The 23,868-nt window shown below is 72.3% G+C and carries 20 protein-coding genes; 15 read left to right on the top strand and 5 right to left on the bottom strand.

The features are described from left to right. Positions 1-250: 250 nt before the first annotated feature. From ACFHWS_RS02340 to ACFHWS_RS02365, 6 genes are all read left to right on the top strand, one after another. Positions 251-1,564 carry an NB-ARC domain-containing protein gene (locus tag ACFHWS_RS02340; RefSeq protein WP_416567535.1) on the top strand — a complete coding sequence of 438 codons (1,314 nt, stop codon included), beginning with the start codon at positions 251-253 and terminating at the stop codon, positions 1,562-1,564. Next, positions 1,515-2,063: a tetratricopeptide repeat protein gene (locus ACFHWS_RS02345; protein ID WP_416567536.1), complete on the top strand. Its 549-nt coding sequence runs from the start codon at positions 1,515-1,517 to the stop codon at positions 2,061-2,063. The genes ACFHWS_RS02340 and ACFHWS_RS02345 overlap by 50 nt, the downstream gene beginning before the upstream one ends. A 67-nt stretch (positions 2,064-2,130) precedes the next feature. After that, positions 2,131-3,033, top strand: coding sequence for a carbohydrate ABC transporter permease (locus ACFHWS_RS02350; RefSeq protein ID WP_416551436.1), 903 nt, complete (start codon positions 2,131-2,133; stop codon positions 3,031-3,033). Beyond that, positions 3,030-3,899: a carbohydrate ABC transporter permease gene (locus tag ACFHWS_RS02355; protein ID WP_416551438.1), complete on the top strand. Its 870-nt coding sequence runs from the start codon at positions 3,030-3,032 to the stop codon at positions 3,897-3,899. The genes ACFHWS_RS02350 and ACFHWS_RS02355 overlap by 4 nt, the downstream gene beginning before the upstream one ends. A gap of 25 nt (positions 3,900-3,924) precedes the next feature. Further along, a complete protein-coding gene (locus ACFHWS_RS02360) occupies positions 3,925-5,259 on the top strand; it encodes an ABC transporter substrate-binding protein (RefSeq protein WP_416551440.1) in 1,335 nt (444 codons plus the stop codon). A gap of 76 nt (positions 5,260-5,335) precedes the next feature. After that, positions 5,336-7,354 (top strand): beta-galactosidase, encoded by a 2,019-nt coding sequence (locus ACFHWS_RS02365; protein WP_416567537.1) that lies wholly within the window; start codon positions 5,336-5,338, stop codon positions 7,352-7,354. A 42-nt stretch (positions 7,355-7,396) separates the two neighbouring features. Here the strand turns inward: ACFHWS_RS02365 and ACFHWS_RS02370 are convergent, their stop codons facing one another. Next, a complete protein-coding gene (locus tag ACFHWS_RS02370; protein ID WP_416567538.1) occupies positions 7,397-8,437 on the bottom strand; it encodes a LacI family DNA-binding transcriptional regulator in 1,041 nt (346 codons plus the stop codon). A 154-nt stretch (positions 8,438-8,591) separates the two neighbouring features. Between ACFHWS_RS02370 and ACFHWS_RS02375 the strand changes: the two genes are divergently transcribed. From ACFHWS_RS02375 to npdG, 4 genes are all read left to right on the top strand, one after another. After that, a complete protein-coding gene (locus tag ACFHWS_RS02375; RefSeq protein ID WP_416567539.1) occupies positions 8,592-9,350 on the top strand; it encodes an HAD family hydrolase in 759 nt (252 codons plus the stop codon). 213 nt (positions 9,351-9,563) lie between these two features. Beyond that, on the top strand, positions 9,564-9,767 hold the full coding sequence (locus ACFHWS_RS02380; RefSeq protein WP_123604862.1) for an SPOR domain-containing protein: 204 nt from the start codon (positions 9,564-9,566) through the stop codon (positions 9,765-9,767). A gap of 91 nt (positions 9,768-9,858) precedes the next feature. Then, positions 9,859-10,464: a histone gene (locus ACFHWS_RS02385; protein WP_416567540.1), complete on the top strand. Its 606-nt coding sequence runs from the start codon at positions 9,859-9,861 to the stop codon at positions 10,462-10,464. 320 nt (positions 10,465-10,784) lie between these two features. Continuing rightward, a complete protein-coding gene (gene npdG / locus ACFHWS_RS02390; protein ID WP_416551451.1) occupies positions 10,785-11,480 on the top strand; it encodes an NADPH-dependent F420 reductase in 696 nt (231 codons plus the stop codon). Positions 11,481-11,568: 88 nt separating this feature from the next. On the opposite strand, the gene panB is transcribed toward npdG, so the two are convergent. Beyond that, a complete protein-coding gene (panB, locus tag ACFHWS_RS02395) occupies positions 11,569-12,414 on the bottom strand; it encodes a 3-methyl-2-oxobutanoate hydroxymethyltransferase (protein ID WP_416551453.1) in 846 nt (281 codons plus the stop codon). A 129-nt stretch (positions 12,415-12,543) separates the two neighbouring features. Next, positions 12,544-14,355 carry an NAD+ synthase gene (locus ACFHWS_RS02400; RefSeq protein ID WP_416567541.1) on the bottom strand — a complete coding sequence of 604 codons (1,812 nt, stop codon included), beginning with the start codon at positions 14,353-14,355 and terminating at the stop codon, positions 12,544-12,546. A 341-nt stretch (positions 14,356-14,696) separates the two neighbouring features. Here ACFHWS_RS02400 and glnA point away from each other — a divergent pair, with 341 nt between their 5' ends. Both glnA and ACFHWS_RS02410 read left to right on the top strand, forming a co-directional pair. Then, the gene (glnA, locus tag ACFHWS_RS02405; RefSeq protein ID WP_123602782.1) at positions 14,697-16,049 is read left to right on the top strand and encodes a type I glutamate--ammonia ligase; all 1,353 of its coding nucleotides are present in this window, start codon (positions 14,697-14,699) and stop codon (positions 16,047-16,049) included. A 76-nt stretch (positions 16,050-16,125) separates the two neighbouring features. Beyond that, on the top strand, positions 16,126-16,551 hold the full coding sequence (locus ACFHWS_RS02410; protein ID WP_416567542.1) for a DUF350 domain-containing protein: 426 nt from the start codon (positions 16,126-16,128) through the stop codon (positions 16,549-16,551). A gap of 109 nt (positions 16,552-16,660) precedes the next feature. Here the strand turns inward: ACFHWS_RS02410 and ACFHWS_RS02415 are convergent, their stop codons facing one another. Together ACFHWS_RS02415 and ACFHWS_RS02420 are read right to left on the bottom strand one after the other, a co-directional pair. Further along, positions 16,661-17,179 carry a hypothetical protein gene (locus ACFHWS_RS02415; protein WP_416551459.1) on the bottom strand — a complete coding sequence of 173 codons (519 nt, stop codon included), beginning with the start codon at positions 17,177-17,179 and terminating at the stop codon, positions 16,661-16,663. 118 nt (positions 17,180-17,297) lie between these two features. After that, on the bottom strand, positions 17,298-18,209 hold the full coding sequence (locus tag ACFHWS_RS02420; protein WP_416551802.1) for a S66 peptidase family protein: 912 nt from the start codon (positions 18,207-18,209) through the stop codon (positions 17,298-17,300). 226 nt (positions 18,210-18,435) lie between these two features. Here ACFHWS_RS02420 and ACFHWS_RS02425 point away from each other — a divergent pair, with 226 nt between their 5' ends. From ACFHWS_RS02425 to mptB, 3 genes are read left to right on the top strand one after another with little or no spacing between them, the layout of a single operon-like run. Next, positions 18,436-19,194: a type 1 glutamine amidotransferase gene (locus tag ACFHWS_RS02425; RefSeq protein WP_416551461.1), complete on the top strand. Its 759-nt coding sequence runs from the start codon at positions 18,436-18,438 to the stop codon at positions 19,192-19,194. A 7-nt stretch (positions 19,195-19,201) separates the two neighbouring features. Beyond that, on the top strand, positions 19,202-22,297 hold the full coding sequence (locus tag ACFHWS_RS02430; RefSeq protein ID WP_416567543.1) for a bifunctional [glutamine synthetase] adenylyltransferase/[glutamine synthetase]-adenylyl-L-tyrosine phosphorylase: 3,096 nt from the start codon (positions 19,202-19,204) through the stop codon (positions 22,295-22,297). Then, positions 22,290-23,822 (top strand): polyprenol phosphomannose-dependent alpha 1,6 mannosyltransferase MptB, encoded by a 1,533-nt coding sequence (gene mptB / locus ACFHWS_RS02435; RefSeq protein WP_416551465.1) that lies wholly within the window; start codon positions 22,290-22,292, stop codon positions 23,820-23,822. The genes ACFHWS_RS02430 and mptB overlap by 8 nt, the downstream gene beginning before the upstream one ends. Positions 23,823-23,868: the final 46 nt, after the last annotated feature.

The raw sequence follows: 23,868 nt of genomic DNA on the forward strand, positions 1-23,868 counted from the left end.
GGGCCCCGTCCGGTCACCCGCCGCCTGACCGTAGTGCGCCTTCGCCACCCGCGTACCCGCGTGGACCAGTACATGGGTCGGTATCCTCTCTGTCCGCCGTGGATCGGTACGCGTCCAGGGTGCGGTGCCGACCGGTGGCGGGATGGTGATCACGATCATCTCCGTACATCGGCGTACATCGACTAACATCCGCTGTGGAGCGGGTCGCCGCACGGCGGGTCGCCACAGTGACGGCTGACCGGTGAAGGTCGTGAGAGTCGCGATGGTGCACGGAGTGGACACGCGGCCGCCGGACCGGCTGGTGCGCGACGCCGCCGGGGTGCGGACAGTGGATGACCTTGCCGCGTTGCTGCGGGCGCTGCGGCGGCGGCACGCCCGCCGCGAGGGTCAGCGGGTGCTGTCCTACCGGGTGCTGGCTACCCGCGCCGGCTGGTCGCACACGGCGGTGGCGGAGTATCTCACCGGGAAGACGCTGCCGCCGACGGACCGGTTCGACGTGCTGGTCGCGGTGCTCGGTGCCAGTGCGGTCGAGCGTGGTGCGCTGGCCAGCGCCCGGGACCGGGTCGACGAGCAGCGTCGCGTCGCCGTGCCGACGGACCCGGCGGTCGGGCCCGTCGAGCTGGTCGTCCGGGCGGTGCCCCGGCAGTTGCCACCGGCGCTCGGGCACTTCAGCGGCCGCCGTACCGAGTTGGCGCAGCTGGCCCGGCTCGCGCCGGTCACCGACCCGGCGCGGCAGATCACCCCGGCCGGTACGGTCCGGATCGTGGCGGTCGGCGGCACCGCCGGGGTCGGCAAGACGACCCTCGTCGTGCAGTGGGCGCACCAGGTCGCCGACCGGTTCCCCGATGGACAGCTCTACCTGAACCTGCGCGGTTTCGACCCGGACGCTCAGGCCGCCCTGTACCGCACCACGTTGGCCGGTCGTCGGCTGTTGATCGTGCTGGACAATGCCCGCGACAGCGCTCACGTGCGGCTGCTGCTGCCCAGCTCGCCGCAGTGCCTGGTGGTGATGACCAGCCGGAACCAGCTCACCGGGCTGGTCGCCGCGCACGGCGCCCAGCCGTTGACCCTCGACCTGCTGCACCCGTCGGATGCGGCGGAACTGCTGCGGCGGCGGGTCGGCCAGCGGCGGTGCGCCGCCGAGCCGATGGCGGTGGACGAGATCGTCGCCCGGTGCGCCGGTCTGCCGTTGGCGTTGGCGGTGGTCGCGGCGCGTGCCGTCATCGCACCGCAGATGCCGTTGGCGGCGCTCGCCACCGAGCTGCGGGTCGCCCGGCACCGCCTCGACGCGCTGGCACCGGACGACCCGCAGCTCGGGGCGCGCCGTCTTCTCCTGGTCCTACCAGGCGCTGAGTCCGTCGGCGGCGCAGCTGTTCCGGCTGCTCGGTACTCACCCCGGTCCTACCGTGTCGGCCCCGGCGCCGACGGTGCCCGTTCCGGCTTGCCCCGGTGTCGTCGCCGAGCTGCCGACGGACAGCCAGGCGGCGCTGACCTGGTTCGCCGCCGAGCACATCGTGCTGGAAGCGGTGTTCGACGCGGCCGTCGCCGCCGGGCTGAGGTCTGAAGCGCTGCATCTCACTCAGGTGACGTACACCTATCTGGACCGACGCGGGCACTGGTCGGCGTTGACCGTCCTGCAGCGGTCCGCCTTGCAGTTGAGCCTGTCGTTGCTGCGGGAGCGGCAGGAACGTCATCGCGAGGCGTTGGCGCACGGGCGGACGGCGTACGAGTTCTACGCGGCGGCCGGTGACCGACGGGGGGAGGGCAAGGCGCTCAACGTGGTCGGCTGGCAGCACGCCCAGCTCGGCGAGTACGCCGAGACGCTGGACTGGTGCGGTCGGGCGTTGCGCCTGCTGCGGGAGTTCGGGGACGGACCCGGGCAGGCAACCACCTGGCACAGCCTGGGGTACGCGTACCAGCATCTCGGTGATCCGGACGAGTCGGCTGAACCGGCTGAATTGGTCGGTCCGGCCGGCGTGCCGGTGACGCGCGACGGGGTTGACGCGGCGTCGGGCTGGTGCAAACATCGGACCCCGATGTTTGCGCTAACATCACCTGGCTAAGGTCGATGTTTGCGCAAACATCGGTCCCTCGGCTCCTCGGCCCCTCAGCAACCGAAGGTTGGGCGTGATGACCATTCCGCCGGCGCGACCCCGCTGGCTGCCGCGCCGGCGCTCGCTGGCCGGCTGGCAGTTCGTCGCGCCGTTCATGCTGGTCTTCGCGCTCGTCTTCATCGCACCGATCGGCTACGCGATCCACCTCAGCCTCTACCGACGGCAACTGATCGGCGGCAACTCCTTCGTCGGGCTGGACAACTACCAGCGGGCGCTGACCGACCCCCAGTTCTGGTCGGCGCTCGGCCGGGTGGCCGTCTTCCTCGCCGTCCAGGTGCCGATCATGCTGTTCCTCGCACTGCTGGTGGCGCTGGCCATCGACAGCGGTCGGCTGTACGGCAGGAGCTTCTTCCGGGTCGCGATCTTCCTGCCGTACGCGGTCCCGGCCGTCGTCGCCACCCTGATGTGGGGCTTCATGTACGGCACCCGGTTCGGGCTGGTCGGCAACATCAACGACACGCTCGGCGTGACGCTGCCCGACCCGCTGCGCCCCGACCTGGTGCTGCTGTCCATCGGCAACATCGTCACCTGGGAGTTCGTCGGCTACAACATGGTCATCTTCTATTCGGCGCTGCGCGTGGTGCCGACATCGCTGTACGAGGCGGCCGAGGTCGACGGTGCCGGTCAGCTGCGGGTCATCCGCGCCATCAAACTGCCGGCCATCCGGGGGGCGCTGGTCATCGCCACCATCTTCTCCATCATCGGCAGCTTCCAGCTGTTCAACGAACCGAGCATCCTGCAGCACCTGGCACCCAACGCCATCACTACCTACTTCACCCCCAACCTGTACGCGTACTCGCTGTCGTTCTCGGGGCAGCAGTACAACTACTCGGCCACCGTCGCCATCGTGATGGGCCTGGTGACCATGGCGATCGCGTACCTCGTCCAGTTGCGCGGCATCCGGGAGGACGGTCGATGACGCCCGGCCTCACTCGGGTGCGTCGGCCCGGCCGCAGTCTGACCCTGACCGCGCTGACCGGGATCGTCCTCGTCTACAGCCTCGTCCCGCTGCTCTGGCTGCTGGTCAACGCCACCAAGTCGCAGCCGGGTCTGTTCTCCTCGTTCGGGCTGTGGTTCGCCGACGACTTCGCGCTGTGGGACAACGTCGTCGAGACGTTGCGCTACGACGACGGGATCTTCCTCCGCTGGCTGGCCAACACCCTGTTGTACGTGCTCGCCGGTGCCGGCGGCGCCACCCTGCTCGCGACCCTCGGTGGGTACGGCCTGGCCAAGTTCGACTTCGTCGGCCGCCGGGCGGTCTTCGCGATCGTTATCGGCGCGGTTGCCGTGCCCGGCACCGCGCTGGCCGTGCCGACCTTTTTGATGTTCAGCCGCCTCGGCCTGACCAACACCCCGTGGGCGGTGATCATCCCGTCGCTGATCACACCGTTCGGGCTCTATCTGATGTGGGTCTTCGCCGCCGAGGCGATCCCCGACGAACTGCTGGAGGCGGCGCGGTGTGACGGGGCGAGCGAGCTGCGCACCCTGTTCCAGATCTGCCTGCCGCTGCTGGCACCCGGCATCGTCACGGTGCTGCTGTTCAGCATGGTCGCCACCTGGAACAACTACTTCCTGCCGCTGATCATGCTGAAGGACCCGGACTGGTATCCGCTGACCCTCGGCCTGGACGCCTGGAACGCCCAGGCCGCCACCGCCGGCGGCCAGCCGGTGTTCCACCTGGTCATCACCGGGTCGCTGCTGACCATCCTGCCGCTGCTGGCGGCCTTCCTGCTCCTGCAGCGCTACTGGCAGTCGGGGCTGGCCGCCGGCGGCGTCAAGGAGTGACCACCCATCACCGAAGGGACACCCCATGAACGGCACCACTGTGCGGGCGGTCGCGGTCGCCGCAGCGGCCACCCTGGCGCTGGCCGGCTGCGGCTCCGGCGACGACCCGACCGACTCCGCCGGTGACGAGCAGGTCTCCGCCGCCGACGTGCGGGCCGCTCTGGAGGCCGGCGGCGAGTTGACCGTCTGGGCCTGGGAACCGACCCTCGCCGAGGTCGTCACCGGATTCCAGGCCGCCTACCCGAACGTCACGGTGGAACTGGTCAACGCCGGCACCGGCGACGACCAGTACACCGCCCTGCAGAACGCGATCGCCGCCGGCGACGGGCTGCCCGACGTCGCCCAGATCGAGTACTACGCGCTGCCGCAGTTCGCCCTCGCCGGGTCGGTCACCGACCTCACCGACTACGGGGCCGGCGACCTGGCCGGCACCTTTACCCCCGGACCCTGGTCGTCGGTGAACACCGGCGGCGGCGTCCACGGTTTGCCGATGGACTCCGGCCCGATGGCGCTGTTCTACAACCAGGAGGTCTTCGACGAGCACGGCATCGACGTGCCGGCCACCTGGGCGGAGTACGTCGACGCCGCCCGCGAACTGCACCGGGCCGACCCGCAGGTGTACATCACCAACGACGTCGGCGACGCCGGCTTCACCACCAGCCTGATCTGGCAGTCCGGCGGCCAGCCGTTCCAGGTCGACGGCACCGAGGTGCGCATCGACTTCACCGACGACGGCTCGTCCCGGTTCGCCGACACCTGGCAGCAGCTGATCAGTGAGGACCTGCTCGCCCCGGTCAGCTCGTGGAGCGACCAGTGGTACCAGGGGCTGGCCGACGGGACCATCGCCAGCCTCGCCACCGGCGCCTGGATGCCGGCCAACCTGATCTCCGGCGTCGCCGACGGCGCGGGGAAGTGGCGGGTCGCCCCGCTGCCGCAGTGGGAGGCCGGCGGCACCGCCAGCGCCGAGAACGGCGGCAGCTCGCTGGCCGTGCCGTCGGCGGCGGCGAACAAGGCCCTCGCGTACGGGTTCATCGAGTACGCCAACGCCGGCGACGGGGTGCAGATCCGCGTCGACGGCGGCGCCTTCCCGGCCACCACCGCTCAGCTGCGGTCGCCGGAGTTCCTCGGCACCGAGTTCGCGTACTTCGGCGGGCAGCGGGCCAACGAGATCTTCGCCCAGTCGGCCGGCGGCGTCGTCGACGGCTGGTCCTACCTGCCGTTCCAGGTGTACGCCAACAGCGTGTTCAACGACACCGTCGGGCAGGCGTACGTGTCGGACACCCCGCTGACCGAGGCGCTCGACGCCTGGCGGGACACCTGCGTCAGCTACGGCACCGACCAGGGCTTCACCGTCAGCTGATCCACCCGGCCCGGCACCGCCGCGACGGCGGTGCCGGGCCCGTGGCGCTACCACCCCGACCATCGAGGAGAAGTACGTGGCATTCGGCGTCGACTACCGCTGGCTGCGCTGGCCGGGCAACGGCGGCCCCCGGATCGGCTACGGTGCCGACTACAACCCCGAACAGTGGCCCCGGTCGGTCTGGGACGACGATGTGGCGGCCATGCGCGCCGCCGGGGTGAACATCGTCTCGCTGGCCATCTTCTCCTGGGCCCGGCTGCAGCCCGGCCCGGACGAGTTCGACTTCGCCTGGCTCGACGACATCATGGACCTGCTGCACGCCAACGGCATCGCCGTCGACCTGGCCACCGCGACCGCTTCGCCGCCGCCGTGGCTGACCGCCGCCCACCCGCAGATCCTGCCGGTCGACCGGCACGGCGCCACCGTCTGGCCGGGTGCCCGGCAACACTGGCGGCCCACCTCACCGATCTTCCGGGCGTACGCGTTGCGCCTGGTCCGGGCGATCGCCGAGCGCTACCGTGACCATCCGGCGTTGGCTGCCTGGCACGTCTCCAACGAGCTCGGCTGCCACAACGTCTACGACTTCTCCGACGACGCCGCCGCCGCGTTCCGGACCTGGCTGCGGGACCGCTACGGCGACATCGACACGCTCAACCACGCCTGGGGCACGGCGTTCTGGTCGCAGCGCTACACCGACTTCGCCCAGATCCTGCCGCCCCGACAGGCCGCCTCCTACCCGAATCCGACCCAGCAGCTGGACTTCAAACGGTTCTCCTCCGACGCGCTGCGCGCGCACCTGCGCGCCGAACGCGACATCCTGCGCGAGGTCACCCCGGGCGTGCCGGTCACCACCAACTTCATGGTGATGGGGGAGTCGTCCGGGATGAACTACGCCGACTGGGCGAGTGAGGTCGATTTCGTCGCCAATGACCACTACGTGCACCCGGGACCGCAGGCCCTCGACGAACTGTCCTTCTCGGCGAACCTGACCGGCAACCTGGCCGGCGGACGGCCCTGGTTCCTGATGGAGCACTCCACCAGTGCCGTCAACTGGCAGCCGGTCAACCTGCCCAAACGCGCCGGTGAGCTGGCCCGGGACTCGTTGACCCATGTGGCGCACGGCGCCGACGCGGTCTGCTTCTTCCAGTGGCGCCAGTCGGCGGCCGGTGCGGAGAAGTACCACTCGGCGATGCTGCCGCATGCCGGGGCCGACAGCGACCTGTTCCGCTCGGTCGCCGCGCTCGGCCGTACGCTGTCCGACCTGGCCGGTGTCGCCGGCACCGGGCGCACCCCGGCACCGGCGGCGATCCTGTTCGACTGGGAGTCGTGGTGGGCCTGCGAGCAGGACTCCCATCCGACGTCGCGGCTGCGCTACAAGCAGGAGGCGCTCGACTGGTACTCGGCGTTCCTCGCGCTCGGCATCCGGGCCGACGTGCTGCCGGTCGCCGCCGATTTTTCCGGGTACCGCCTGGTGGTCGCCCCGATCCTGCATCTGGTGCCGGCGGCGCTCGCCGGCCGGCTGCGCGGTCACGTCGCCGCCGGCGGCCACCTGGTGACCACCTACTTCTCCGGGATCGTCGACGAGCACGACCACATCTGGCTCGGCGGGTACCCGGGGGCGCTGCGGGACCTGCTCGGAATCCGGATCGAGGAGTTCGGCCCGCTGCCCGACGGCGCCGAGGTGCTGCTGGACACCGGCGCGACCGGGCAGCTGTGGACCGACCGCGTCACGGTGACCGATTCGCAGGTCGAGGTGCTGGCGGCGTACCGCACCGGCGAGTACGCCGGCCGGCCGGCGGTCACCCGCCGTACGGTCGGTGCCGGTTCAGCCGGCTACGTCTCCACCCGGCTCGGAGTGTCCGATCTGGCCGGTGTACTGGCCAGCTTCGCGACGGCGGCCGGGGTGACCAGCGACCTGCCGGAGCGGTTGCGGGGCAGGGTCGAGTTGGCCGTCCGGGGCGAGCACTGGTTCCTGATCAACCGGACCGACGAGCCGGTGTCGTTGGCCGACGTGGCGAGCGTACCGCTGGTCGGGCCGGCCGAGACGCTGCCGCCCCGGGGGGTCGCGGTACGGGCGGTGCCGACGGCGCACTGACCGGACGTGGGATCCGGTCAGCGCGCCGTCGGCACCGCTGGGTCAGCGTGCCGGCGGCGGGGCGGTACTGGACCGGACCACCAGGCGGGTCGGCACCAGGGTGGTGCCGGTCTGTGCGGTGCCGGTGCGGACCTGGTGCAGCACCGCCTCGACGCAGCGCCGGCCGACCTCGGCGAAGTCCTGATGGACGGTGGCCAGCGGCGGGATGAACGACCCGGCCTCGGCGATGTCGTCGAAGCCAACCACGCTGACGTCACGCGGCACCACCCGGCCGCGTTCGTGCATGGCCCGCAGCACCCCGAGCGCCATCTGGTCGTTGGCGACGAAGATCGCGGTGCAGTCCGGTTCGTCGGCCAGTTCGAGGCCGGCCCGGTAGCCGGCCTCGGCCGACCAGTCGCCGCGGCGCAGCGCCGGCACCTCCCGGCCGGCCTGCGACAAGGTGGTACGCCAGGCGGTCGCTCGCCGCTCTGCGGCGTACGACTCCGGCGGTCCGGCGACATGCCACACCGTACGGTGGCCGAGGTCGAGCAGGTGCCGGACGGCCTGCCGGGCACCGTCGGCCTGGTTGGTGTCGATCACCCGGTAGCGGTCACCGGCATCCGAGTCGACCACGACGAGATGCACGTCGGGAGGCAGCAGCACGGTGCTGGTGTCGAGCAGGTGCACCTCCATGATCACGATGACCGCGTCGACCGCGAGTTCGCCGAGCCGGGTGAAGGCGCCGAGTACCCGGTCCTGGGTGGGAGCGGCGACCGGGATCAGCGTGATCACGTAACCCTCGGCTGCGGCGTGGGTGGCGATCGCCTCCACGGTGTTGCTGTTGCCGGTGGTGGACAGGGTGAAGGTGATCACGCCGATGGTGCGGAACTCGCCGTACTTGAGTGCCCGGGCGGCGCTGTTGGGCCGGTAGCCGAGCTGCTGCATCGCGGCGACGACCTGCTCGCGGGTGCTGGGGATGACACCTGGGTGCCCGGTGGACACCCGGGAGACGGTCTGGGTGGAGACCCCGGCCAGCCGGGCCACGTCGGCCATCGACACCCGGCGTCGGCGACGTCCCGGCGGGTCGGCTGCAGTCGAACTCATCGGGCGTCGACACCTTCCTCTCCCGGCGTCGGCGACGCCCGGTGTCGGGGGTACGCCGGTAGCCGCGCTGACACTAGCAGTGCTCGCCGTGTTTGCGTAAACATGGCGGGATCCCGGAGTCGCCGGTGAGCCCACCCGCCGGGATGATGGTCGGATGTTGCCCACCCCTCGCGCCCTCCTGCTCGATTTCGGCGGTGTCCTCGTCGACGCCCCCTCGATCTCACCGCAGCCGACCCACCTGGTCGACCGGCTTCGTGCGCTCGTCGGCGACGCGTTGTCCGCCGAACGGATCACCCGGTCGCTGGTCGACGGGCAACGTGAGTACGCCGCCTGGCGGGACCGGATCGGCGAGCAGGACCGCCCCCGGGAGTACGGCCACGAACAGGTCTGGCGGGAGTTCATCACACCCGGCTGGCCGGCCCCGGCCCGCGACGCGGTGCTGCGCGAGGCGACCGCGTTGAGCTACGCGTGGACCCGGCGCGCGGACTGGGCGGTACGCCCCGGCATCCGTGCGGCGTTGGACGCCGCCGCTGCCGCCGGCCTGCCGCTGGCGATCGTCAGCAACACGTTGTGCGGCGCGGCGCACCGCGACTATCTCGACGCGGTGGATCTCGGCGACCGGTTCGCTGTGCAGATCTACAGCGACGAGGCCGGGGTGCGTAAACCCAACCCTGAAGTCGCCTGGCTCGCCGCGCGGGCACTCGACGTGCCGGTGGCGGACTGCTGGTTCGTCGGGGACAGCCCGGCCCGGGACGTCCCGTGCGCCCGGCGGGCCGGAGCCGGTGCGGCGGTGCTGATGGTCTCGGCCCGCACCGGTCGGGAACGTGGCCAGCCCGGCGGGGTGCCGGACGTGACCGTCGATGACGGCCACGGGCTGCGGCGGCTGATCGAGACCGCGTTCGCGACCGGTTGACCTGGCTCTGTTTCCGCGACGGCACCCGGTCCGCTCCGCCCAGGATGGACTCGACTCGACTCGACTTGGCTCGGGGCGTTGCCGGCCTTTCGTATCGAGCTGTCAATTGCCGGCATGGGAGCCGGCCGCAATGGCGCACGTCTATTATGGAGAAGCGGCGACATTTTGGGCGAAACGGTAGCGCTTTGCCGTTTTTCCGTGCACAGTGTTCTCATGAGCGACAGCGGACCTGGTGGCGAGTACTTCTGGTGCCTTCGTCATCAGCGCGTGGAGTCCGGGGCGGACCTGTGTGCCGCCAAGTACCGGCTCGGTCCCTACACCTCGAAGGCCGAAGCTGAGCAGGCGCTGCAGCGGGTGTCGGAACGCAACGAGGAGTGGGAGACCGAGGACGCCCGCTGGACCGGGGAGCAGGGCTAGGCCGGTCCGGCCGTACCTGGGTCGGGGACCGGAGACTCCATTGTCTCCATAGGGGGCAAATCCATTGAAAGTCCGCAAGGAGGAGAAAGCCATGGTTGCTGGCACCAAAGCCGCGACCCGTCCCGCCGCCCGGCGGGCGTCGAGCACCGGCACCACGAAGACAGCGGCGCGCAAGACGAGTCCGGCGGCGAAGAAGACGTCCGCGCGGAAGGCATCCGCGACGGCGGCGAAGAAGCCCGCTACGAAGAAGACCAGCCCGACGGCGAGCAAGACCAGCCCGACGGCGAAGAAGGCAGCGGCCAAGAAGACCAGCCCGGCGGCGCGCAGGACGACGGCCACGGCGCGCAAGACCAGTCCAGCCAAGAAGGCGACGGCCACCGCTCGCAAGGCCAGTCCAGCGAGGAAGACCAGTCCGGCGAAGAAGACCGCGACCGCAGGCAGGAGCACGGCCACGAAAGCCACGGCGACGACGACCGCGACCAGGTCCACGCCGGCCAAGGGCACCACCGGCCGGGCCGGGAAGAAGGTCGCCGCCGCGACGAAACGCACCGCGGGCCGGGTGCAGCGGGCCACCTCACCGAGGAACGCCACCCCCGCCCAGCGGGGCACCGCCAAGAAGGCGGCGGCCACCCGCAAGACCGCGAAGAAGACCACCAAGAAGGCCGGGACCCAGACCGCCCGCAAGGCCGGCCGCTGACCCGGGGGGCATACCGGCCACCGTATCTGCACACCGTGTCCGGCCGGCCGCCGCCGTACCACCGACGCGTCACGTGGCGGCCGGCTGCTAGGAATGGTCCGTGCCCTGGGTGTCTGGTGGCCGCCGGCCACGGCGCGGTCGGTGCCTTGTACGCCCACGTCACCGCGCCGTTGCGGCGGCTGGCCGACCGGTACGAGCCCGGGCCGGTCGATGCCGTCGACGGCCGTTGACGCACGTCAGACCAGGTGACCGGCCTGGTCCGGGGTGGTCGACGTCACGGTCCGGTCCCGTGCGGCCGTCCGGTGGGTGAGGATGAGCGGATGGGATATGACGCCAGCACACTGCCCGACGTCTCCGGCCTGACGGTCGGCATCATCGGTGGCACCGGCGACCAGGGACGGGGCCTGGCGTACCGGCTCGCCCGCGCCGGCCAGCCGGTCCGCATCGGGTCCCGCGACGGCACCCGGGCTGTCGCCGCGGCCAAGGAGATCGCCGCGTTGCCCGGGGTCGCGGCCGGGGTGATCAGCGGCGACGGCAACGACGAGGTGGCCGGCGGGTCCGACCTGGTGATCATCGCGGTGCCGTGGGAGGGTCACGAGGCGACCGTCGCCGCACTGCGCGACCCGCTCGCCGGCAAGATCGTGGTCGACTGCGTGAATCCGCTCGGCTTCGACAAGCAGGGCCCGTACCCGTTGCCGGTGGCGCAGGGCAGCGCCGCGCAGCAAGCCGCGGCGCTGCTGCCCGACTCACGGGTCTGCGCCGCCTTCAACCACCTGAGCGCGCCGTTGCTGGCCGACCCGAGAATCGAGCGGATCGACCTGGACGTACTGATCTGCGCCGAGGACCGGGAGGCGGCGGGGGTCGTCGCCGCGCTCGCCGCCCGGATCCCGGACATGCGGGGGATCTACGCCGGCCGGCTGCGCAACGCTCACCAGATCGAGGCGTTCACCGCCAACCTGATCGCCATCAACCGCCGGTACAAGGCGCATTCCGGGGTACGGGTCACCGATCTGTGAGATCCGCCGGATCCCGGGCGATCGGCGGATCCGCCCCGGGACCCGGACGAATCCCGTTGCGACCGGACCGGACGGTGACGGCGGTCGGTCAGAAGGTGTGCGCGGCGGTCGGGAACCGGCCGTCACGGACGTCGTCGGCGTACCGGCGGGTCGCGTCGGCGAGCACCCCGGCGAGGTCGGCGTAGGTCTTCACGAACCGTTGGGTCGGGCCGGACCGCAAGCCGGACATGTCCTGCCAGACCAGCACCTGCGCATCGGTCTCCGGGCCGGCGCCGATGCCGACCGTCGGCACCGGCAGGTCGTGGGTGATCCGCTTGGCGACCACCCCCGGCACCATCTCCAGCACCACGGCGAACGCGCCGGCCTCGGCGACCGCGTGGGCGTCGGCGATCACCTCGTCGGCGGCGTCGCCACGGCCCTGCACCCGGTAGCCGCCGATGGTGTGCTCCCGCTGCGGAGTGAAGCCGACGTGCGCCATCACCGGGATGCCGGCCCCGGTCAGCGCGGCGATCTGGTCGGCGACCCGGCGGCCGCCCTCGAGTTTGACCGCGCCGCAGCCGCCTTCCTTCATGAACCGTACGGCGGTGCGCAGCGCCTGCGTCGGCCCCTCCTCGTAGGAGCCGAACGGCAGGTCACCGACGACCAGCGCGCCCCGGGTGGCCCGGACCACGGCCCGGACCAGCGGCAGTAGTTCGTCGACGGTGACCGGCACGGTGGTCTCGTGGCCGAACACGTTGTTCGCCGCGGAGTCACCGACCAGCAGCACCGGTATGCCGGCCTGGTCGAAGATCGCGGCGGTGTACTGGTCGTACGAGGTGAGCATGGCCCACCGTTCGCCGCGTTCCTTGGCGGCGATCAGGTCTCGGGTGCGGACCCGGCGGCTGACCGGTCCGCCGTACAGTGCGACGGCCTCGGCTGGCGTGGATCGGGACATCGTCGTCTCCTCTCACCCTCGTGGCCGCGGTCGCGGTCCCCGGGGTACGTCCCGATGGTGCCACCGGTGGCACCGGCGCGGAGAGGCTTCAGTGCAGGAATTCACACCTCACCCGGTCACCCGGGGGTCTCATCCGTCGCCGGGCTCCCGCCACCGGTTGGTGATCGGCAGCCGTCGATCACGACCGAACGCCTTGATCGATATCTTGGTGCCGGGCGCCGACTGTCGCCGCTTGTACTCCGCCAGGTCCACCATCCGCAGCACCCGGTCGACCAGTTCCGGATCGTGCCCGGCGGCGACCAGGTCGTCGCGGCCGGCATCGCCGTCGATGTAGCCGGTGAGCACCCCGTCGAGGAGCGCGTAGTCGGGCAGCGAGTCGGTGTCGAGCTGACCGGGACGCAGCTCCGCGCTCGGTGGCTTGGCGATCGAGTTCTCCGGGATCGGCGGATCGTCGCCCCGCCGGACGGCGTCGTCGTTGCGCCACCGGGCCAGCGTCCACACCAGCGACTTCCAGACGTCCTTGATCGGGTTGAAGCCGCCGACCGAGTCGCCGTACAGGGTGGAGTAGCCAACCGCCAATTCGCTCTTGTTGCCGGTGGTCAGCACCAGATGGCCCTCCTGGTTGGACAGCGCCATCAGGATCACCCCGCGTACCCGGGCCTGCAGGTTCTCCACGGCCAGCCCGGAGAGCGAGATGTTGGCCAGGAACGGGTCCACCATCGGTTGGATCGGCTCGATCCGGTAGTCCAGGCCGGTCCGTTTGGCCAGCTCGGCGGCGTCGGCCCGGGAGTGTTCGGAGGAGAACTGACTGGGCAGCGAGACGCCGACGACCCGGTCCGGGCCGAGCGCGTCCACCGCGATCGCGGCCACCACCGCCGAGTCGATCCCGCCGGACAACCCCAGCACCACCGAGGAGAAGCCGTTCTTGCGGACGTAGTCGCGCAGCCCGAGCACCAGTGCCGACCAGATCTCCGCCTCGGTCGGCAGCGGCTCGGCGACCCCGCCGCTGACCGGCCCGCCCGTCGGGTCGGCCGGCCGGTCACCGACCACCACCCGGTCGATGCTCATCCGGTCCGGGCCGTCCGGGGTCTCCGGGGTGGCCGTCGCGTCGGCGGTCTCCGGGGTCGCGGCGGGGTCCTGCGCCGGGGCGTCCGCGGCCGGCAGCGTCAGGTCGTGCAGCAGCAGATGCTCGACGAACTGCGGCGCGCGGGCCAGCAGCGTGCCGTCCGCGGCGACGATCATCGAGTCGCCGTCGAAGACCAGTTCGTCCTGGCCGCCGACCAGGTTGACGTACGCCACGGTGGCGCCGGCCTCGGCGGCCCGCCGCCGCACCAACGGCAGCCGGGCGTCGTCCTTGTCCAACTCGTACGGCGACCCGTTGACCGTGACGACCAGGCCGACGCCGGCGCGGCGGGCGGCGGTGAACGGCCCGCCGGCCTGCCACAGGTCCTCGCAGATGGTCAACGCCACGTCGACCCCGCAGACGCGCACGACGGTCAACGCGATGCCCGGCACGAAGTAGCGGTCCTCGTCGAAGACACCGTAGTTGGGCAGGTGGTGTTTGAAGTAGGTGGCCGCCACGGTGCCGCCGTGCAACACGGCGAGGGCGTTGCGCGGGCCCCGGCCCGGGTCGGCCTCGGCGCTGATCGCGGCCGGCCCGTCGGCGTCGAGGTAGCCGACCAGCACAGGTACGTCGCCGAACCCGTCGGCGGCCAGGTCGGCGGCGAGTTGCCGGACGCCGGACCGGGCGGCGGCGACGAACGACTCCCGGAACACCAGGTCCTCCACCGGGTAACCGGTGAGCATCATCTCCGGGAACACGACCAGTTGCCCGCCGGCGTCCACCGCCGTACGGGTGAAGTCGCGGACCAGCCGGGCGTTGCCCGGTAGATCGCCAACGGTGGGGTTGACCTGGGCGAGGGCGATGCGCAGCGTCGGCATGTCGCTATCTTCCCCCAGCGCGACCCCGACCAACCCGCCGGTCGCCGACGCCTCGCTACGGGGGACCGGTCAGGTGACTGTGCGGACATGCTCCGGCGTGCCCCGGTGATCGTGGTCTAATATCCCTTTCGTGGTGGCCAATAGAAAAGCGCCGGAATGGCGTGGATTGTCGGCTGGCCCCGCCAGGTGCGCGACCGGAGCGGTCCCGTAACGTCGGTGTAACGAGGTCGGTAAAGACTGGGCAGCTCAGGTGGGAGCCGACAGCACCTGGTCCTGCGCTGGAGGGCAGCAGCGCGGAGAATGGAACCGGTCCGGGCAGACCAGTGTCACGAGGGGTAGACGTGGACCGTCAGCAGGAGTTCGTGCTCCGTACTCTGGAAGAGCGCGACATCCGTTTCGTTCGGTTGTGGTTTACCGACGTGCTCGGCACGCTCAAGAGCGTCTCGGTCGCGCCGGCTGAGCTTGAGGCGGCATTCGAAGAAGGCATCGGCTTCGATGGCTCCGCCATCGAAGGGTTCGCCCGGGTCTTCGAGTCCGACATGGTCGCCATGCCGGATCCCACGACCTTTCAGGTTTTCCCGTTCGAGGGCGGCGTCAGCGGCGAGAGCGCCCGGATGTTCTGTGACATCCTGCTGCCCGACGGTACGCCGTCCTGGGCCGATCCCCGGCACGTGCTGCGCCGGGCGTTGTCCCGGGCCGCCGACAAGGGCTTCACCTTCTACACCCATCCCGAGATCGAGTTCTTCCTGCTGGAGAACAGCCCGGCTGACGGGTCCACCCCGGTGCCGGTCGACTCCGGCGGCTACTTCGACCACACCACCCACGCGGTTGCCCGCGACTTCCGCCGCCAGGCGGTGCTCGCCCTGGAACGGATCGGCATCTCGGTCGAGTTCAGCCACCACGAGGTCGCCCCCGGCCAGCAGGAGATCGACCTGCGCTACGCCGACGCGCTGACCACCGCCGACAACATCATGACCTTCCGCCACGTGGTCAAGGAGGTCGCCCTGTCGCACGGCGTCGCGGCGACCTTCATGCCCAAGCCCTTCACCGACCAGCCGGGCAGCGGGATGCACACCCACCTGTCGCTGTTCGAGGGCGAGCGCAACGCGTTCCACGACGCCGGCGACCCGATGAAGATCTCCAAGGTCGCCAAGGCGTTCATCGCTGGACTGCTGGTGCACGCCCGCGAGTACACCGCGGTCACCAACCAGTGGGTCAACTCCTACAAGCGGCTGTTCCCGCAGGCGCTGCCGGACCGGATCACCGAGTCCCCGGCGTACGTGTGCTGGGGGCACCTGAACCGGTCCGCGCTGGTGCGGGTTCCCGCGTACGGCAAGCCGAACTCGGCCCGGGTCGAGGTCCGCTCGCTGGACTCGGCGACCAACCCGTACCTGGCCTTCGCGGTGATGCTCGGTGCCGGTCTCAAGGGCATCGAGGAGGGCTACGAGCTGCCGCCCGGCTCCGAGGACGACGTGTCGGCGCTGTCCGCCGCCGAGCGCAAGGCGATGGGGTACGAGTCGCTGCCGGAGAACCTCTCCGAGGCGATCGAGGTGATGGCCAGCTCGGAGCTGATCGCCGAGGTGCTCGGCGAGCACGTCTTCGACTTCTTCCTGCGCAACAAGCGCTCCGAGTGGGAGCAGTACCGCCGCGAGGTCACCCCGTACGAGCGTCGCCGCTACCTCGGCGCGCTCTGAGCGGGCTGGCGCCGCCACGCTATCGTCCCTCCCGACACTCGCCGCCCCCGCGGCGACTCGATCGGGAGGAACGTGCGTGCTGGAGGATCTGCTCACCGGAGCTTGGCAGAGCATCGTCTTCGGAGCGGTCGGCGTTGCTCTGATGGCGGCCGGCTTCGTGGTGGTCGACTGGCTCACCCCTGGGAAGTTGCGCGAGCTGATCTGGGTGCATCGCAACGGCAACGCGGCGTTGCTGCTCGCCGCCAACCAGCTCGGCGTCGCCGGCATCGTCTTCACCGCGATCCTGACGAGCTACCCGTCGTTCGCCAAAGGGCTCGCCTCGACGATCCTCTTCGGACTGATCGGGCTCGGCATCATGGCGTTGGCCTTCGCCGTGCTCGACTGGCTGACCCCCGGCCGGCTCGGCGCGGTGATCTGCTCCGACGAGCCGCACCCCGCCGCCCGGGTCAGCGCCGCGACGCACTTCGGCGCCGCCCTGATCGTCTGCGCCTGCATCGCCTGAGCCGGCTCGTCGTCCCCGGCCGCCGCCGGCCGGCGCGAAGACGATCCTGGCGCCGGAGCAACCCCGCGAGGGGCGTTCCGGCGCCAGGACCTTTCGGGGCGGGAGCGGATCAGGCGCCGTCCGGCGACTGGTCGGCCGCCGGCCCCTCGTCCGTACCGCCCATCGGGCCGCCACGGCCCGGACCACCGCCGCGTCCGGGGCCGGCGAGCACCCTTTCCTCGTACGCCTTGAGCACCGCGTCGGCCTCGGCCCGGGTGAGCTTTCCGTCGGCGACCGCCGCGTCGAGCCGTTCCTGCAGCGCTGCCTGCCGGTCGGCCGTCCCCTCCGGCCGCTCTCCGCGTTCGGGCCGGTCACCGGTCCGCTCCTCACGGATCTTCTCCAGGGCGGCGGTGACGTCGTCGGCGGAGACGCCGAGTTCGTCGGCCAGCGCCTCAGCCAACTCGGTCATCTTCGCCGCCCGGCGCTCCTCGCCGGTCGATCCGTCGGCACTGGCACTGGCACTGGCACTGGCGCTCGGCTCGGCGCCCTCCTGCGCGAAGGCGATGGTCGGCGCCGCGATCCCGACGCTGAGCACGCCCGCCGCGGCCAGGCCCGCGAGCGCCCGCTTCCTCGTGATCCGTCTGGACAAGTCAACCTCCGGATGTCGTTGCGGTGTGGTGCGATGACCTGACCGACGGTGCCTGGCGGTCCTCAACACAACCCATGCCGAAGCTGTCAACGGGCTGTGAGCATCCGGCCGGCTCGGGTCAGCGCACGGCGGGGGAGACCATGAGGGTGCCGGCGGCGGCGTCGACGGTGGCCGGTACGCCGAGGCCAACGGTGCGTGGGGTCTGCCCGTGCCCGAGCGGCAGCCCACCCAGCACCGGTACGCCGAGATCACCGAGCCGTTCAGTGAGCACCTCGGCGACGTCCACCCCGTGCCGGTCGGTGCAGCCGGTGAACTGGCCGAGGGCGACCCCGGCCAGGCCATCCAGCGCGCCGGCCCGGCGCAGCTGAGTGAGCAGTCGGTCCACCCGGTACGGCGGCTCACCGATCTCCTCGATCAGCAGGATCGACCCGGTCAGGTCCGGCAGGTCGGCGGTGCCCACCGAGGCCGCGAGCACGGTCAGGTTGCCGCCGAGCAGGGTGCCGTCGGCCCGACCCGGCACTAGCACCGCCGCGCCGGCCTCGTCCGGCGACCGGGCGAGCACCGTCGGCACCGGCTTCATCAGCGCCCGGCACAGCGACCCGGCGGACACCGCCGGGGTCCGCTCGTCGTCCCAGGCCGCCACCGGCCCGTGCACCGTCGCCAACCGGGCACCCCGCCACAGCGCCAGGTGCAGGGCGGTGATGTCCGAGTACCCGCAGACCACCTTCGGATCCCGGCGCACCGCCGCCATGTCCAGCAGGTCCACCACCCGCTGGGTGCCGTAGCCGCCCCGGGCGCAGACGATGCCGCGTACCGCCGGGTCGGCGAACGCCTCGGCGAGGTCGGCGGCCCGCTGCTGGTCGGTCCCAGCCAGGAAACCGTGCCGGCCCAGTGCGTGCCGGCCCAACCGGGGCCGCAGCCCCCAGCCGGCGAGCACGGCCATTCCCCGCTCGACCGGCTCCGCGGCGACCGGCCCACCCGGGGCCACGATCCGGACCTCGTCACCGGGGTGCAGCGCGAGCGGGCGCAGCGTCGCAGCGCCAGGTCGGGCCGGCTCAGCGGCTGGGGAAAGCAGCTCGCCACCTCGGCGGTCGGCCGGTCGCGGGTCGGTCACCGGCGCGAGACTACGCGAGGTTCCCGGTCCGAACGAGCAGATTTGGTTCCGGTCCGAGCGAGCAGATTTTACGAGTACGCAACCGCGAGCACGCAGGGACCACCTACGGTCACCGCCCCGGCCGATTGGATAGCCTCGACACGTGGGCAGCGCTCTGGTGATCGAGAACGACCCGACCGACGATCTGCGACGGCTGGGGGAGTGGCTCGCCGAAGCCGGCCTGCCGATCGAGGTGTGCCGCCCGTACGCCGACGACCCGGTCCCGGCCGACCTGGCCGACCGACCGGCGGTGATCGTCCTCGGCGGCCGGCCGTCCGCCGTCGGTCCGGACCCGGCCGCCAGCTGGCTGCCTGCGGTCGAAGGGCTGCTGCGCAAGGCCGTCCGCCACCGGATCCCGACCCTCGGCATCGGGCTCGGCGCGCACCTGCTCGCCACCGCGCACGCCGGCACCGTCGAACGCAGCGCCGCCGGCCCGGAGATCGGGCCCGCCCTGGTCGGCAAGCGGGACGCCGCCGCCACCGACCCGCTGTTCCGGTACGTGCCACTCGCGCCGGACGTGCTGCAGTGGCACGTCGACGAGATCACCGAGCTGCCGCACGGCGCGGTGCTGCTGGCCGCCTCCACGCACTACCCCCACCAGGCGTTCCGCCTCGGTGACCGGGCCTGGGGGCTGCAGTTCCACATCGAGTGCGACCGGGACATGGTCAGCACCTGGGCGGCCGGGTCGACCATCCTGACCGAGCTGCGCCTGCCCGCCGACGTGGTCGTCGATGCCTGCGTCGAGGTGCTCGCTGACATCGAGGAGGTCTGGCAACCGTTCGCCGTCCGGTTCGCCGCGCTCGCCCTCGGCCAGCTGCCCGACTCGGACATCCCCCGGACCCTTCCACTGCTCGGCAGTTAGGCCCCCGATGACCAGACCGACCAGTGCCACCGGCCGGCTCGCCCGATACGGCTTCGACGTCAGCGGCACGGACACCGTCCGGGCCGCCGACCTGCTCGGCCCCGACGGGCTCGGGCTGTGGCAGGTACAGGCGCAGCAGCCCGTCGACCCGCCGGCCGCCGAACTGCTGACCGCACTGTCCCGGGCCGCCGACCCCGATCTGGCGCTGCGCCAGCTGCACCGGCTCGTCGAGGCGCAGCGGCGCGGCACCGGCACCGGCGGCTTCGGCACCGGCGGGTCGCCGGTGCTCGACGCCCTGCACGCCGACCCCGGTCTGCGTCGACGGCTGATCGCCGTCCTCGGTGCCTCATCCAGTCTCGGCGACCATCTGGTCGCCAACCCGGACCAGTGGTCGGTGCTCGCCACCGAGAACGGGGTGGCCCCCACCGCCGACGGTGTCCTCGCCGTCGCCCCGACCATCGCCGACGCCGCGTCGACCGTCGAGACGGCCGCTGGTTCGACCGCCGCGCCGACCCCGCTGGTCGGCGCGGCGGCGATCACCGCGCTGCGCCAGGCGTACCGGTTGGCCCTGCTGCGTATCGCGGCGGCCGACCTGACCGGGGGACGGTGCCTGGAACAGACCATGGCGGCGTTGTCCGCGCTGGCCGACGCGACCCTGTCCGCCGCGTACGACATCGCCGTCGCCGAGCTGCCCGACGGCAGCGGCCCGCCCGGCCTCGCCGTGGTGGCGATGGGCAAGTGCGGCGGCAACGAGCTGAACTACGTCTCCGACGTGGACGTGATTTTCGTCGCCGCCGACAACGCCGACCTGACGGTTGCCACCACCGTCGCCACCCGGTTGATCCACATCTGCGGGTTGGTGGCCTGGCCGGTGGACGCCGCGCTGCGCCCGGAAGGCAACCGGGGGCCGCTGGTCCGTACCCTCGGCAGCCACCTCGCCTACTACCAGCGGTGGGCCCGAACCTGGGAGTTCCAGGCGCTGCTCAAGGCCCGGCCGGCGGCCGGCGACCGCGACCTCGCGCAGGAGTGGATCCGGCTGCTGTCGCCGCTGGTCTGGCATGCCGCCGAGCGCCCGGAGGCGGTCGAGGACGTGCGCGCCATGCGCCGCCGGATCATCGAGAACGTCCCGCCCCGCGAGCTGGAACGCGAGATCAAACGCGGCCCCGGCGGGCTGCGCGACATCGAGTTCGCCGTCCAGCTGCTGCAACTGGTGCATGGTCGGGTCGACGAGACGCTGCGGGCCCCCGGCACGCTGCCCACCCTGCGGGCCTTGGTCGCCGGCGGGTACGTCGGCCGCGCCGACGGCGAGGCGCTGCTGCGCGGCTACCGGTTCCTGCGCGGTGTCGAGCACCGGCTGCAACTGCAGGGGCTGCGCCGTACCCATACCGTGCCGGCCGACCCGGTGGCGCTGCGCTGGCTCGCCCAGGCCCTCGGCTATGCCTCGACGCCCGAAACCGACGTCGTCGAGGCATTCCGGGCCGACTGGGTCAGCCACGCCACCGAGGTACGCCGGCTGCACGCCAAGCTGCTCTACCGGCCGCTGCTCGAATCAGTCGCCCGGGTGCCGGCCGAGTCGCTGCGGATGACCCCGCAGGCCGCCCGGCGCCGGCTCGAGGTGCTGGGCTTCGCCGACCCGGCCGGGGCGCTGCGGCATCTGGAAGCGCTCACCGGCGGCGTCTCCCGGACCGCCGCCATCCAGCGCACCCTGTTGCCGGTGCTGCTGCAGGAGTTCGCCGACGCTCCCCAGCCGGACCGGGGGCTGCTGAGCTACCGGCAGGTTTCCGACAAGCTCGGCAGCACCCCCTGGTATCTGCGGCTGCTGCGCGACGAAGGCCTGGTCGCCGGCCGGCTCGCCCGTACCCTCGGGCTGTCCCGGTACGCCGCCGACCTGCTGGCCCGCGAGCCCGAGGCGCTGCGGATGCTGGCGGCCGACGCCGAGCTCACCCCGCGCGACGCGGCGGTGCTGCGCGCCGGCTTCGATGCCGCTGCGGCCCGCCACCTTGGCAGCGGTGGCGGCGAGCCGCCGGATCCGGTCCAGGCGGTCTGCGCCGTGCGGGCCCTGCGCCGCCGCGAACTGCTCCGGCTGGCCTGCGCCGACGTGCTCAACCGGGCCGGCGCGCTGGCCCCGGCCCGGGAAGCCCGGGGCCGGCTCGACGTGGCCGCCGTCGGTGCCGGGCTGTCCGCCGTGGCCGACGCCACGCTCGCCGCCGCGCTGCGGGTCGCGGTCGAGACTGTGCCGCCGCCGGATGGTCTGCGGTTCGCGATCATCGGCATGGGCCGCCTCGGCGGGTACGAGATGAGCTACTCCTCCGACGCCGACGTGCTCTTCGTCTACGACCCACCGCCCGGCCTCGCCGACGACGAGGCCAGCGCCGCCGCCCGGGCGGTCGCCGAGGAACTGCGCCGGCTGCTCGGCATGCCGGCCCCCGATCCACCGCTCGGGGTGGACGCCGACCTGCGCCCCGAAGGCCGGCAGGGGCCGCTGGTGCGCAGCCTCGCAGCGTACGCCCAGTACTACGCCCGGTGGGCGAAGGTGTGGGAGGCGCAAGCTTTGCTGCGGGCCCGGTTCGTCTGCGGCGACCCGTCGCTGGGCGAGGAGTTCGTCGCCGTCGCCGACCCGGTCCGCTACCCGGCCGGCGGGTTGGGCCGGGAGCAGGTCGTCGAGATCCGCCGGATCAAGGCCCGGGTGGAGACCGAACGACTGCCGCGCGGCGCCGACCCGGCCACTCACACCAAGCTCGGCCGGGGCGGGCTCGCCGACGTCGAATGGGCGGTGCAGTTGACCCAGCTGCGGCACGGGCACGCGGTGCCGGCGCTGCGCGACACCCGTACCCTGGTCGCGCTGGCTGCGGCCCGCGACGCCGGCCTGGTCGACGGGGCCGACGCGACCGCGCTGCACGACGGATGGGTCCTCGCCTCCCGGGTCCGCGACGCGCTGATGCTGGTCCGGGGCCGGGCCACCGACCAACTGCCCCGGCACGGTGCCGAGCTGGCCGGGGTGGTCCGGTTGCTCGGCGGTACCGACCCCGGCCAGTTCCTGGACGGCTACCTGCGGACCGCCCGCCGCTGCCGGGCCGCAGCGGAGCGGGTCCTCGGTGCCTGACCGCTGCGGCGACGCCGGAACGCGGTACCACCTCATCCGCTACGTCGGTCTGGCCGGCGCGGTCGCCCTCGCGGTCGCCGCCGGCCTGGGCGGCGCGCTGCCCGAACCACCGGCCGCCGGCTGGGCGGTCTTCACCAGCGGAACCGGCGTGCTCAGCGTGCTCGCCTGGGCCGCCGGCACCGGTGCGATGGTGTGGGCCTGGTGGTCGGCCCGGCACGGTGTGCCGTCGGTACGGTGGGCGTCGACCACCGTCGGCATCTGGGCGGTGCCGCTGCTGGTGGCGCCGCCGCTGGGCAGCCGGGACATCTACTCGTACGCCTGCCAGGGCTGGATCCTGCGCGACGGTGGCGACCCGTACTCCGGAGTGGCCGGTCAGGGCTGTCCCTGGGTCGACGCGGTCGCCCCGTTGTGGCGCGACACCCCGGCCCCGTACGGGCCACTGGTCGTCTGGCTCGCCGGGCTGGCGGTCGCGGTCGGTGCCGGTCTGACCGGCACCCTGCTGGCGCTGCGGCTGACCGCCGTGGCCGGGCTGGTGCTGGTGGCGGTGGCGCTGCCCGGTCTGGCCGCCAGGTGCGGCCTGCCGGCCGGCCGGGCGCTCTGGCTGACCTTGGGCTGCCCGGTGGCGCTGATCCACCTGGTCTCGGGGGCGCACAACGACGCGTTGATGGTCGGTCTGCTGGTCGCGGCGTTATGGGTGATCGCCGCCGGATCGGCCCGTGTGACCGATCCAGGGACCGACGGCATCGGTGGTGCGTCGGTGGCGACCGTCGCCGGTGGGCTGCTGCTCGGGCTGGCCGTCGCGGTGAAGGCGACGGCCCTGGTGGTCGTACCGTTCGCGGCGGTGCTCGCGGTGGCCGGGCCGCGCCGACCGGCCGCCCTGGTACGGGCCGGGGCGCTGGTGGTGGCGGGGGCGGTCGGCGCGGTCGCGGCCACCACGGCGCTGTCCGGGCTCGGTCTGGGCTGGGTGAACGGGCTGTCCCGCAGCGGCGACTCGCGGCAGTGGACCTCGCCGCCGACCGCTGTCGGGCTGCTGATCGACTACCTGGGGCGGCTGGTCGGGGTGCGACTGGACGCGGTGGGGGCGGTCCGCGTGGTGGGCCTGGCGCTGCTCGCCGGTTTCCTCGTGTGGCTGTGGTGGCGGGTGTGGCGCGGCGGTGACCCGTTGTCCGGCTGGCGGGGCCCGGACGGTCGTGCCGTGCCGGTGGCGGACTCCGTCGGCCCACCGGCGACCTGGGACCGGGGGACCGTGGTGTTCGGGGCAGGGCTGGCGCTGGCCGCCACGGTGCTCGCCGCGCCGGTCGTCTACCCGTGGTATCTGAGCTGGCCGTTGGCGTTGCTGGCCGCCGCCGCGTACCGCACCGGGTGGTTCCTGCTGCCGGTGGCGGTCGCCGGTTTCCTGGTCCTGCCGGACGGTTCGGGGGTCGCCGCGCTCACCAAGGCGCCGGGCACGGTGGCCATGTGCGCGCTGATCGTCGTGCTGGTGGTGCGGGCGGTCCGATCCGCCCGGCACCCCGACGCGAGCTGACGGACGTCGGACGAGACCGGGGCGGGCAGCGAAACGGCGGTGGGGG

It is taken from the genome of Micromonospora sp. LOL_013 (genome assembly GCF_048060315.1).
GTDB lineage: Bacteria > Actinomycetota > Actinomycetes > Mycobacteriales > Micromonosporaceae > Micromonospora_E.